A 12,354-nucleotide genomic window follows, 5' to 3' on the forward strand; every position below is an offset into this window, starting at 1 on the left:
CGGCCACGGTGGTCGGGACGACCTCCTGGAAGAACGGGAAGGAGAAGCTCTGGACCCGCGGGGCGTAGCCGGCGGCGCGCAGCCGGCCGACCACGTAGTCCGCGCTGCCCCGGTAGCAAAAGGTGGGCGAAAACGGGACCGGGACGTGGACGACCGGGACGTCGGCGAGGTCGGCGGGGACGTCGTCGCCGACCCGGGTGGCGTAGAGGCGGACCTCGGCGCCGCGGGCGCGCCAGGCGCGCAGGATCTCCTGGACGTGGACGGAGGCGCCCTTGGTGCCGAACACGGGGACGCCGGGGTCGGCGCAGACGTAGGCGAGACGCATCAGCGGTCGGCTCCTTCGCGGAGGGGGACGGGTCCTGGGACGGGGTCGGCGGCTCGGGCAGGGGCCGGGGCGGGCTCTCGGGTCCGGCCACGGGGCGGCAGCAGGCTCGGGGCCTCCGGGGGGCGTGCGGCGTGCCGGACAGGGCCCCGGACCGGGTCGGGCTCCGCCCGGTCCGGGACCGGCGGGGGCAGCAGCGCCTGCAGGGCGGCGGCCTGGCCGGTCGAGTCGTAGTCCCGGGTCACGAGGGCGCGGGCGGCCCGGGCGGCGCCCACCCGGTCGAATCCGGGGTCGGCGACCGCGGCGAGCGCGCCGAGCAGGGCGTCGTCGTCGTCGGCGGGGACGAGGACCCCGGTGCGCGGGGCCGCGTTGCGGACCACCTCGGGGATGCCGGTGACGTCGCTCGCGATCACGGGCACGCCCATGGCCATCGCCTCGAGCAGCACGGTGGGCAGGCCGTCGGCGTTGCCGTCGGCGCCCACCGTGCACGGGGCCGCGAAGACGTCCGCGGCGCGCAGCAGCCGGCCGACCTCGGCCTGGGTGCGGGGCCCGACGAGGTCGACGACGTCCCCGGCGCCGAGCTCCGCGACCAGGGCGCGCAGCGGCCGCTCCAGCTCGCCGCCGCCGGCGACGGTGACGGACAGCCGCCCGCCCTGCTCCCGGTACCGGGCGGCCGCCCGCACGAGGCGGTCGAAGCCCTTCTTCTCCACGAGCCGCCCCACGGCCACGACCCGCAGGGTCTCCCCCACGGGCGCGGGGTCCCGGTAGGGGAAGCGGGCGAGCTCCAGGCCGTTGCGCACGAGCCGCAGCCGGTGCGCGTGCGCGGGGAACGCGGAGGCCAGGTGCCGCCGGTTGTACTCGGAGATCGCCACCACGTGCTCCGCCCGCTCGAGGGTGCGGCGCAGCCGGGCGGGGTCCACGGACTCGTGGAAGATGTCCTTCGCGTGGGTCGTCACGGAGAACGGCACCCCCGTGAGCCGGGAGGCGATCTCGGCGACGTGCGCGGCGAGGGTCGCGAAGTGCGCGTGCAGGTGCGTGATGCCCTGCTCCACGACCCGGGTGGCCAGCGCCACCCCCTGGTGGACCTCGGAGGCCTCCGTGCCGGCCAGCTCCGGGAGCAGGGCGGCGAAGCGGGGGCCGAAGCCGGGGACCACCTCCGCCGCGCGGGCCAGGACGGCCCAGCCGGCGGAGGCCCGCTCGGGGCGCTCCACGTGGTGGACCGGTGCCTGGACGCGCGCCAGCTCGGGGTGGAAGCGCGGGTCGGTGCTGTGCCGGAGGGCGAAGATCGTGAGGTCCTCGCCCTGGGCCTCCCGGGCCAGGACCTCGGTGACCACGAAGGTCTCCGAGAAGCGGGGGTAGACCTTCAGCACGTAGCCGATGCGGTGGTCGCTCACCGGAGGCCTCCGGCACGGGCCGGCACGGCCTGCGCGGGCACCGGCGGCGGGCCCGCGGGCAGGAGCCGCGCCGCGAGGACGGGCACGGCGTGCAGCCCGTCGAGCGCCAGGTGCCGGCGCAGGCGCACGGTGCCGACCACGCGGTGCAGCCAGCCGCTGAGCGCGGCGCCGGTGAGGGCGTCGGCGGTCAGCACGTCCACCGCGCCGTGGGCCTGGAGGGCGCGGGCCCGGATCAGCTGCTCCTGCCGGGGCCGGTCGCGCGGGACCAGGAGCGCGGGGGTGTTCGTGGTGAGGATCTCGGCGACCGAGTTGTAGCCGCCCATCGACACCACCGCGCTCGCGTCCACCACCTCCGCGAGCGCGTCGGGCACGGACGGCAGGACGAGGGTGCCCGGCACGGCGGCGGCGCGCACCTGCTCGGCGTGCTCCTCCGGCATCTGCGGACCCGTGATCACCACGTGCCGGTGGCCGTGGGGCACCCGGGCGCGCGCCGCCGCGAGGGTCAGGCGGTGGCCGTCGGAGCCCCCGCCGGCCATGGTGAGGACGTAGGGGCGGTCCACGCCGCTCGTGCGCCGTCCGGCGGCCCGGCCGGTGGCGAGGTAGCCGGTGTGGCGGACCAGGTCGGCGAGCCCGGCGGGGATCTCGCCGGAGGCCACCGGGTCGTGCACCGCGCGGTCGCCGTACACCCAGATCTGGTCGTACACCTCCCGCACGGGGTCCAGGTCCCCGAGCGCGGCCCACTCGCGGGCCGCGGCCGCGGGCTCGTCGAGGACCTCGCGCAGGCCGAGGACCACCGCCGTGCCGGGGCTCCGGTCCCGCAGCCTCCGCAGCGGCTCCAGCAGCTCTCGGTCCACCCCCCAGGCGTGGCGGTCGACGACGACGAGGTGCGGGCGGAAGGCCGTGAGCGCGGCGTCCACCATCCCGGAGCGCAGGGCGGTCAGGTGGCGCATGCCCACGGAGAGGTTGCGGGGCGCGTAGCCGCCCGCGCCCTTGCGGATCCCGGGCAGCACCACCCAGTCGAAGCCGTCGGGGCGCCCGTAGGACGTGGCGGCGTCGATGCCGGTCAGCAGCATGCCCGTCACCGGGCGCCCCGTCAGCGCCGGCAGGTGCTGGGCGAGGGACCGGGCGAGGGCCAGGTTCCGGCGGGTGTGGCCCAGGCCCTGGGAGTCGTGGGAGTACAGCACCACCCGCAGCTCGTCGTCGCTCATCGTGTCCTCCTCGGGGATCAGCGCCGGTGGGTCCGGCGCCGGTGCGGCTGCCGCCCACTGTGGCCGAGGGACATGATGAGAACATGAGCCGTCGATGAAAAGGTTCTCATCTGCGGACGCCCGGCCCGCCGGGACCGGCCCGGAGGCCCCGGCGGGCCGGTCCGCCCGCGTGGACCGGCCGCGGGCCGGCTCAGCCGCCGAAGACCGGCGCGACCGCCTTGACCAGCTGCTGGCCGCCCAGGACGGCGAAGAGCAGGGCCGTGATGCCCAGGGCGATGTTGGTGTGGAGCTTGTTGGCCCACTCCTTCGGGATCCGGCTGCCGTTGAGCAGGCCCAGCAGCGTGAGGGCGAGGAACGGCATGAACAGCGAGCCGAGGACGCCGTAGGCCAGGATCAGGCCGATCGGCTGCCCCAGGGCGAAGAGGACCATGGGCGGGAACGTCAGCCACAGCACGTAGAAGCGGAAGTACTTGCCGCCCACCCGGGTGTCGGGGTGGCCGGACTCCTTGCCGCGGATGTTGCCCCAGAAGTCCGCGAACATGAGGGAGACGCCGTTCCAGACGCCGATGATCGAGGAGAAGGACGCGGCCCAGAAGCCGATGAGGAAGCCGGTGCCGACCACGTCGCCGTACTCCGCGCGCAGCACGGCGTAGAGGTCGAGCAGGCCCTCGTCACCGGAGCTGAGCGCCACCCCGGCGGAGCGGACCACCTCGGCGCCCACCACGAGCATGGCGATGACGAAGACCCCCGTCACGACGTAGGCCATGGAGTTGTCGATCCGCATGACGCGCATCCACTTGGGCGTGTACCACCCCTTCTCGCGCAGCCAGTAGCCGTAGGCCGCCAGCGTGATGGTGCCGCCCACGCCCCCGGCGAGCGCCAGCGTGTAGAGCACGCCGCCCTCCGGGATGACGGGCACCAGGCCCGTCAGCATCTCGGGGATGTTGGGGGCGGCGATGACCGCCAGCCCCACCACGGTGACGAACATCAGGCCGACCAGGGCGGCGGTGACCTTCTCGAAGAAGGAGTACTTCCCGAACCACACCATGACGAACCCGAGCAGCCCCATGATGATCGCCCAGGCCCACAGGGGCAGGACGGGGAACACCGCCGCGAGGGGCAGCGCCGCCGAGGACATCGCGGTGGCGCCGTAGACGAAGCCCCAGATCATGATGTACGGGCCGAAGTACCAGGTGGTCCACCGGCCCAGTGACCGCCAGCCCTCGAAGATCGTCCTGCCGGTGGCCAGGGTGAAGCGCCCGGCGCCCTCCACGAGGATGATCTTGAGGATCACGCCGAGGATCACCGCCCACAGCAGTCCGTACCCGTACCGGGACCCGGCGACCAGGGTGGCGACCATGTCGGCGGCGCCGACGCCCGTGGCGGCGACCACCAGGCCTGGGCCGACGATCTTCCACTTGGCGGGCGCCCCGCCGTCGTCGTCCGTGCGGGCGCGGTGGGCCGCGAAAGACTTCTCGTTCGCTTCGCTCATGCTGGTTCCTCGTCAGATCGGTCCGTCGGGTGGCCGGGGCCGTGCCCCGGATCACCCTACCGGGCCGGTGCCGATCAGAGCTTGGCGAGGCGGTAGCCGGCTCCGCGCACGGTGACGATGCGCTCCGCGCCGAGCTTGTTGCGCAGGTAGCGGACGTAGACGTCCACCACGTTGGACGAGCCGTCGAAGTCGTAGCCCCAGACCTTGTTCAGCAGCTGCTCGCGCGTGAGCACCTGACCGGGGCTCTCGAGGAACGCCCTGGCCATGGCGAACTCCCGGGCGGAGAGCTCGACCTGCCGGTCCTCGAGCACCGCGCACCGGGTCCCGACGTCGAGGGCGAGCCCGCCGTAGCGCAGCCCGTCGTCGGTCTGCTCGGCCACCGCGCGGTCCCGGAGCCGGGCCCGGACGCGCGCCAGCAGCTCCTGGAACCGGAACGGCTTCGCGAGGTAGTCGTCGGCCCCCTGCTCCAGCCCCGCGACGGTGTCCTCGACCGAGTCGCGGGCGGTGCACATGATCACGGGGATCGAGAAGCCCAGGGACCGCAGCACCGAGAGCACCTGGAAGCCGTCCATGCCCGGCAGACCCACGTCGAGGACGAGCAGGTCGAACTCCCCGGTGCTCGCGTAGTCGAGGGCGCTCGTGCCGTCCTCGACCACGGTGGTCGTGTAGCCCGCGGCGCGCAGGCCCTTCTGGATGAAGCGCGCGATGCGCTCCTCGTCCTCGGCGATGAGGATGCTGGCCATGGGGTGCCTCTACTTCCTGGAGGGTGCGGGGCTGAGGTCGGGACCGGGCACGGGGGCGGGAGGCACCGCTGCACCGGACCCGGCGGCACCGGCCGGGGGGACCGGGGCCGCGGCGGGCGGGGACTCCGGCAGCCGGAGCGTGAACGTGGCGCCGCGGCCGGGGCTTGACCGCAGCCCCACGGTCCCGCCGTGCCCGTGGGCGATGGCGGCCACGATCGCGAGGCCGAGCCCGGAGCCCTCCACGGTGCGCCCGGTCTCGGCCCGGCCGAAGCGCTCGAAGATCCGCTGCTGGTCCTCCGGGGCCACGCCCACGCCGGTGTCCCGGACCCACACCTCGAGGCTGCGCGCGGGGGTGTCCTCGCCGGGCGCGGCGGGCCCGGTGGCCCAGGCGGCGCCGAGGGCCACGAGGTCCCCGGGGGCGGAGAACTTCACCGCGTTGGCGGCGAGCTGCACGACCGCCTGGGTGAGCCGCTGCGCGTCGGCCACGACCTGCCCCTCGGCCCGCGCCTCGAGCTCCCAGCGCCGGTCCCCCAGCGCGCGCAGCCGGTCCATCGTGTCGTCGAGCCAGGCGGGGACGTCCACGGGGCCGGGGCGGATGAAGTCGGCGCGCTGGGCCTTGGCGAGCAGCAGCAGGTCCTCCACGAGGCGGTTCATCCGCTCGATCTCGTCGAGGAGCATCGCCCGGGTCTCCTCGACGTCGGCGGGATCGTGCTCGTCCATCAGCTCGAGGTTGCCGTGCAGGATGGTCAGGGGGGTGCGCAGCTCGTGCGCGGCGTCGTCGAGGAACTGGCGCTGCTGGACGAAGGCCGCCTCGATCCGGCTGAGCATGCCGTTGAAGTTCACGGCGAGCTGGCCCACGTCCGAGTCGTCCTGCGTGACGGGAACGCGTCGCCCCAGGTCGTCCGGGCTGATCTGCTCCGTGGCCCGGCGCAGGCGGGTGATCGGTGCGGTGACCCGGCCCACCAGGACGTAGGCCACCAGCCCCGCCACGACCGTCGTGAGGGCGGCGATGCCGAGGTAGCGCCACAGCGAGTCCAGCACGATCCGGCGCTGGGCGCTCATGTCGAAGCCGACCACGAGGTAGCCCTGGCGCGGGTCCTCGTCCAGGACCACCGAGATGACGCCGAGACGGAGCGTCCGGCCGTCCTGCTCGAGGTCGAAGACGACGGTCTGCCCGGGCCGGGCCCGCTCCACGGCCGCGGCGAGCGTGGCGGGGGCGTCGAGCTGGAACCGTGACCGGTCGGCGTGCTCGAACGCCGGCTCGCCGCCGACGAGCGCGAGGATGCTCTCGTGCTCCCCGGGCACCGTGGTGGTCATGAAGGTGTAGAAGAGCTGCGGCAGGTCCGTGAACGGCTCCTCGGCCGTGGCGTCCAGGTCCTCCGAGAGGGAGGCGTCCGGGCCGAGCGGTCCGCGCTGCGCGAGCCGCTGCAGCTCCCCCGCCTCCTGGACTATGTCCTGGCGCACGGACTCGTCGAGGTCCACCAGGCGCAGGTAGTGGGTGATCCCGCCCACGGCGAGGAGGGCGACCGCCAGGAAGGCGATGGTCGTGGCGAGCACCCGGCTGCGCACGGACCGCAGCTCCGTCCGCACCCTCTCCCACCGCGCGCCCGACATGCGCCCCAGCCTATCGACGGCACGTGAGAGGCAGATGAAGGAGGGACGGGCCGTGCGGCCCGTCCCTCCTCCCGGTCCGGGGTCCTGCCCCCGGGCTCAGTACTTCTTGCTGCGCGGCTTGCGGAACGGCTTCTCGCCGTCCCGGTCGCCCGCGGAGTACCCGGAGCGCTTGCCCTGGTAGCCGCCGCGGGAGTCGTCGCCCCGGGCGCCGCCGCCGCGGCGGGGGCGGTCCTGGTAGGAGGACGAGGTGCTGCGGGGTCGGGTCCGGGCGCCGGCGCCCGGGCCGCGGTCGGCCTCGAGCTGGATGAGCTCACCGTTGATGCGCGTGCGGGAGAGCCGGTCCAGGGTGGAGGCGGGCAGGTTCTCGGGCAGGCCCACGAGGGTGTGGGTCGAGCGGATGTCGATCGCCCCGATCTGCTCGCCGCTCAGCCCGCCCTCGTTGGTGAGGGCCCCCACCACGGAGCCCGGCGAGACGCGGTGCCGGTGGCCGACGGACATCCGGTAGGTGGCCATGCCCTTCTCGGTGCGCGGCTCGCGGCGCGGACGGTCGTCGCCGTCCCGCCCCGGACGGTCCCGGTCGCGGGTGCGCTGCACCGGCTCGGGCAGCTCCTCCACGAAGAAGGGCCGCCCGTCCTGGGCCATCACGGCGATCGCGGCGGCGATCTCCACGGCGTCGACGTCGTGCTCCGCCTGGTACTGCTCGACGAGCTCGCGGAACTGGCCGAGGTCCTCGGACTCCATGGTGTCCGTGATCTGCTGGGCGAACTTGTCCTTGCGGGTCTGGTTCACGTCCTCCGTGGAGGGCATGCGCATGAGCTCCACCGGCTGGCGGGTGGCCTTCTCGATCGCGCGCAGCAGGTACTTCTCCCGCGGGGTCATGAACAGGATCGCCTCGCCGGAGCGCCCGGCGCGGCCGGTGCGCCCGATCCGGTGCACGTAGGACTCGGTGTCGTGCGGGATGTCGTAGTTGACCACGAGCGAGATGCGCTCGACGTCGAGCCCGCGGGCCGCGACGTCCGTGGCCACGAGGACGTCGATCTTGCCCTCACGCAGGGCCTCGACCGTGCGCTCGCGCATGTTCTGCGGGATGTCGCCGTTGATCGCGGCGGCCGCGTAGCCGCGGGCCTTGAGCCGGTCGGCGACCTCCTCGGTGGCGGCCTTGGTGCGCACGAAGACGATGACGCCGTCGTAGTCCCCGACCTCGAGGATGCGGGTCATGGCCTCCATCTTGTGGGAGCCCATGACCTGCAGGTACCGCTGGCGGGTGTTGGTGCCCGTGGTGGTCTTGCCCTTGACGGCGATCTCCTGCGGGTCCCGCAGGTACTGCTTGGCGATCTTGCGGATCGCGGGGGGCATGGTCGCGGAGAACAGGGCGACCTGCTTCTCGACGGGCGTCTGCGAGAGGATCTGCTCGACGTCCTCGGCGAAGCCCATGCGCAGCATCTCGTCGGCCTCGTCGAGGACCACGTACTGCAGGTGGGACAGGTCCAGGGACCCCTTCTTGAGGTGGTCGATCACGCGGCCGGGCGTGCCGACGACCACCTGGGCGCCGCGGCGCAGCCCGGCCAGCTGCGGACCGTAGGGGGAGCCGCCGTAGACCGGCAGGACGGTGAAGTCCTCGAGGTGGGTGGCGTAGGAGGAGAACGCCTCGCCGACCTGGAGGGCGAGCTCGCGGGTCGGGGCGAGCACCAGGACCTGGGTGTCGCGGGAGACGCCGTTGACGTCGGAGAGCTCGGCGAGCCGGGACAGCGCGGGCACGGCGAAGGCCGCGGTCTTGCCGGTGCCGGTCTGGGCCAGGCCCACCACGTCCTTGCCCTGCAGCAGCACCGGGATGGTGGCGGCCTGGATGGGCGTGGGGTTCTCGTAGCCGACCTCGTCCAGGGTGGCGAGCACCCGGGAGTCGATGCCGAGCTCGGCGAAGGTGATGGTGTGCTCCTCGGCGGTGCCGGGGGTGCTGGGGGTGTCGACGGTCATGGAGAAGTGCCTCGTTATCTGTGCGGGTGGCGGCCCGGGAGCATGCCCAGGGGCGTCGGCCACGGTCGTGGTGTCCGGACGTCCCTGCCAACCACTTGGAGCCCCGCACGGGGCGGGAGCGTCGGACTCGGCGCGGCACGGGCCGCGACCGAACACGATGCACGGACGGCATCGCGTTGCACGAGAAAGTGAGGGAGTGACCGGATTCGGTCCGTCCAGTCTAGCGCACGCGACGGCGCGGTCAGCCCCGGCGGCGCACCAGCACGAGGTGCTTCTCGTCACGCACCTCGGTGTATCCGGCGCCGTAGCGCTGCCGGGCCCAGCCGGCCACGTCCCCCGGCGGGTTCCCGCCCCACGCGGCCCCGAGCCGGTCGACCACCACGTAGTCGGAGGCGGGATCGCCCTCCGACCCCAGCCAGTGCACCTGCGCGCCGGGCACGAGGTGGTGCAGGAGGGTCAGGTCCGTGGCCACGCTCGCCCCCTCGGGGACGGCCGCGACGACCGCGGCCTTGGCGCCCGCCCGGGGGTCCGGACGGTAGGCGGCGGGGTCCACGAGGTCGGCCAGCGGGCGCCCCGGGACCATCAGGAGCGCGACGACGAGCGCCAGTGCCGGCGCGGCCCGGGCGAGCCGCCGGAGGCGTCCGCCGCGCAGCCGCAGCACGGCGTCGAGCAGGGCGACGAAGACAATGGGCATGAGGACGGCGCTGTAGTGCCAGCCCGTGCCCCAGTAGCCGTGGTTCGGCGAGAGCATCCGCCAGAGCAGCGTGGGCAGCGCCACGAGCGCCAGCGGCGAGCGCACGGCGACCACCACGCCCACCGCCAGCACGGCCAGCCAGGTGAGCGCCTTCTGGCCCGGCAGCACCAGGGAGACCAGGGCCCCGGCGGGGTCGGCCGCCACCGCCGCGAGGTCCAGCCGGTCCGCGTACGCGAACCGGCCGTCCGGGCTCAGGGCGGGCAGCACCACGGTCACCGCGAGCGCCGACCAGGCCGCGCCCCACGCGGCGAGGGCGAGCCCCAGCGCCACCGGGCGCCGGTCCCCGTCCGCCTCGCGGTGCGCCCGCCAGGCGATCACCAGGCCGAGCACCGCGACCGTGACGCCCAGGTCCTCCTTGACGAACGCGACGGGGGCGGCCCACAGCGCGGCCGCCGTCCACCGCCGCTCCACCAGGCAGCCGAGGGCGAGGACCAGCAGCGGCAGGGCGAAGGCCACCTCGTGGAACTGCACCGCGACGGCGGCCTGCAGCCCGAAGCTGATCCCGTAGGCGAGCCCCAGGGCCGCGCCCGGGCCCGGGCCCAGCGCCCGGACCGCGAAGCCCGTCAGTGCCCCCGCGGAGACGGCCACGAGGACGTCCTGGACCACGAGGAGGGTCAGCGCGGACGGGAACAGCGCGTAGACCGGCCCCAGCAGCACCAGGATCGGGTGGAAGTGGTCGCCCAGCAGGTTCGCGCCGTGGCCCTTGATGTGCACGACCGGGCCGTCCCCGGCGGCGTAGGACTTGGCGAGCTGGGTGAAGATCCCCAGGTCCCAGGACGGGACCTCCCAGCGGTGCCACTGGAGCAGGGACCACCACACGTACAGGACGAGCACGAGGAGCCCCACGCCCAGCGGCACCAGCCGCGCCCGCCCGGTCAGCGGCGCGGGACGGGCCGGCGGGGCGGCGCGGCGGAGCGCGGTGGCGGGCATGGCCTCCTCGGTGGCGGGGGGGCGCCGTCGGACAGGACTGCCATCATGGTCTCATGGCCGTCACCGCTCCCCCGCCCGCCCGCCGGCTCCCGGTGGCCCCGGACGCCGAGCTCGTGTGGGACCCCGAGGGCGCGCTGCACCTGGGCCAGACGCTCGGCGTGCTGGGCCGCGGCAGCGCCGATCCCCTGGTCCGGGTCGCGGCGCCCGACGCCGTGTGGGTCACCGCCCGGACGCCGGCGGGCCCGGTCACGGCGCTGTTCTCCCGCACCGGCGCCGGCCGGCCCCTGCAGCGGCCCGTGCGCGTGCGCGCGTGGGGACCGGGCGCCGAGCAGTTCCTGCTGGAGGCCCCGCGCTGGGCGGGCGCGGAGGACGCGTGGGAGCGGTTCGAGGCCTCGGACGCCTTCGGCGCGCTCCCCCACCGGCTGCGCGTCGCCCGGCACCACCACCCGGGGCTGCGGCTGCCCTCGACCGGCCGGGTGCTGGACCGCGCCGTGCTCTCGGTGCTCGAGCAGCGAGTCACCGTCCGCGAGGCCGTGGCGGCCCACCGGCAGCTCGTCCGGCGCCACGGCGAACCCGCCCCCGGTCCGGCGCCGGAGGGGATGCGGATCGCCCCGACCGCCGAGGCGTGGTGCCGGGTGCCCGTGTGGGAGTGGCACCGGGCGGGGGTCGACGGCGCCCGGGCCGCCACCGTCCGCCGCGTGGCCGGACGGGCCGCCGCCCTGGAGCGCCTGGGCCGGGCCCCGCTGGACGCCGAGCTGCACCGGGGGCTGCGCTCGATCCCCGGCCTGGGGCCCTGGACGGTCGCGGAGATCGTCCAGTGCACGCACGGGGACCCGGACTCGGTCAGCGTCTTCGACTTCCACCTCGCGGACACCGTGTGCTGGTTCTTCGACCGGCGTCCCGGCGACGACCGCCGGATGCTGGAGCTGCTGGAGCCGTGGCGGGGCGACCGGCAGCGGGTCGTGCGCCTGCTGCGGGCCTCCGGCTTCCGCAAGCCCTCGTTCGCTCCGCGGCTGCACCCGGAGGACCACCGGCGCCGGTGAGCGCCGGTGGCCCTCCGGCGCGTGCCGGTGAGGACATCCTGTCCTTGCTGGCACGGCCGCACCGGCGGGCGTTCAATGGAGCCATGACCACCGAACACGTGATCCAGGAGCCCCACGGCGTGGGCTACACCGAGCGGATGAACAAGCTGCGGGCCGGGGTGCTGGGCGCCAACGACGGCATCGTCTCGGTCGCCGCGACGGTCGTCGGCGTCGCGGGCGCCACCGCCAGCTCGAGCGCGATCCTCACCGCGGGCGCCGCCGCGCTCGTGGGCGGGGCCCTGTCCATGGCCCTGGGCGAGTACGTCTCCGTCTCCAGCCAGTCGGACTCGCACCGGGCCCTGATCGAGAAGGAGGAGCGGGAGCTCGCCGAGATGCCCGAGGCGGAGCTGCAGGAGCTCGCCGAGATCTACCAGGCCAAGGGACTCTCCGAGGACACCGCACGGCGGGTCGCGGAGGAGCTGACCGAGCACGACGCCCTGGCCGCGCACCTCGACGCCGAGCTCAACATCGACGCGGAGGACATCGTCAGCCCCTGGAACGCGGCGGTCGCCTCCGCGCTGTCCTTCCTGCTCGGCGCCCTGCTGCCGCTCCTGGCGATCCTGCTGCCGCCGGAGGAGTGGCGGATCCCCGTGACGTTCGTCGCCGTGCTCGCGGCGCTCGCCCTGACCGGCTGGCTCGGGGCCCGTCTCGGGGGCACGCCGCAGACAGGTCGCGCGGCCCTGCGCGTCGTCGTCGGCGGCGCCCTCGCCCTCGTTGCCACGTTCGCCGTGGGCTCCCTGCTCGGCGTCACGGGCCTCGTCTGAGCTGCCCCGGCACCCCCGGTGCCCCCGCGCCCGGGGGCACCGGGCGGTCTTTTCGAACGGGTTTTGAAAAGTTTCCG

Annotated in this window: 9 protein-coding genes; 2 read left to right on the forward strand and 7 right to left on the reverse strand. The window is 74.8% G+C overall.

Translation table 11 applies throughout. From position 1 onward, the window contains the following. Positions 1-324: 324 nt before the first annotated feature. The 7 genes from H488_RS37220 to H488_RS31795 form a co-directional block, all read right to left on the reverse strand. Complete coding sequence (locus H488_RS37220) at positions 325-1,716, reverse strand: glycosyltransferase (protein ID WP_017834254.1); 1,392 nt, start codon at positions 1,714-1,716, stop codon at positions 325-327. Next, the gene (locus H488_RS37225; protein WP_017834255.1) at positions 1,713-2,924 is read right to left on the reverse strand and encodes a glycosyltransferase family protein; all 1,212 of its coding nucleotides are present in this window, start codon (positions 2,922-2,924) and stop codon (positions 1,713-1,715) included. The genes H488_RS37220 and H488_RS37225 overlap by 4 nt, the downstream gene beginning before the upstream one ends. Positions 2,925-3,114: 190 nt before the next feature. Next, positions 3,115-4,416: an Nramp family divalent metal transporter gene (locus H488_RS31775; RefSeq protein WP_017834256.1), complete on the reverse strand. Its 1,302-nt coding sequence runs from the start codon at positions 4,414-4,416 to the stop codon at positions 3,115-3,117. A gap of 74 nt (positions 4,417-4,490) precedes the next feature. Beyond that, positions 4,491-5,159: a response regulator transcription factor gene (locus H488_RS31780; RefSeq protein WP_017834257.1), complete on the reverse strand. Its 669-nt coding sequence runs from the start codon at positions 5,157-5,159 to the stop codon at positions 4,491-4,493. A 9-nt stretch (positions 5,160-5,168) separates the two neighbouring features. Next, positions 5,169-6,773 (reverse strand): sensor histidine kinase, encoded by a 1,605-nt coding sequence (locus H488_RS31785; protein WP_150110379.1) that lies wholly within the window; start codon positions 6,771-6,773, stop codon positions 5,169-5,171. A 96-nt stretch (positions 6,774-6,869) separates the two neighbouring features. Beyond that, a complete protein-coding gene (locus H488_RS31790) occupies positions 6,870-8,906 on the reverse strand; it encodes a DEAD/DEAH box helicase (RefSeq protein ID WP_373994753.1) in 2,037 nt (678 codons plus the stop codon). An 82-nt stretch (positions 8,907-8,988) separates the two neighbouring features. Then, a complete protein-coding gene (locus H488_RS31795) occupies positions 8,989-10,431 on the reverse strand; it encodes a DUF2079 domain-containing protein (RefSeq protein ID WP_017834260.1) in 1,443 nt (480 codons plus the stop codon). A gap of 53 nt (positions 10,432-10,484) precedes the next feature. Here H488_RS31795 and H488_RS31800 point away from each other — a divergent pair, with 53 nt between their 5' ends. Together H488_RS31800 and H488_RS31805 are read left to right on the forward strand one after the other, a co-directional pair. Further along, positions 10,485-11,474 (forward strand): DNA-3-methyladenine glycosylase family protein, encoded by a 990-nt coding sequence (locus tag H488_RS31800; RefSeq protein ID WP_017834261.1) that lies wholly within the window; start codon positions 10,485-10,487, stop codon positions 11,472-11,474. 83 nt (positions 11,475-11,557) lie between these two features. Next, the gene (locus H488_RS31805) at positions 11,558-12,277 is read left to right on the forward strand and encodes a VIT1/CCC1 transporter family protein (protein WP_017834262.1); all 720 of its coding nucleotides are present in this window, start codon (positions 11,558-11,560) and stop codon (positions 12,275-12,277) included. The last annotated feature ends 77 nt before the right edge of the window (positions 12,278-12,354 follow it).

Source organism: Kocuria sp. UCD-OTCP (assembly GCF_000349605.1).
GTDB lineage: Bacteria > Actinomycetota > Actinomycetes > Actinomycetales > Micrococcaceae > Kocuria > Kocuria rosea.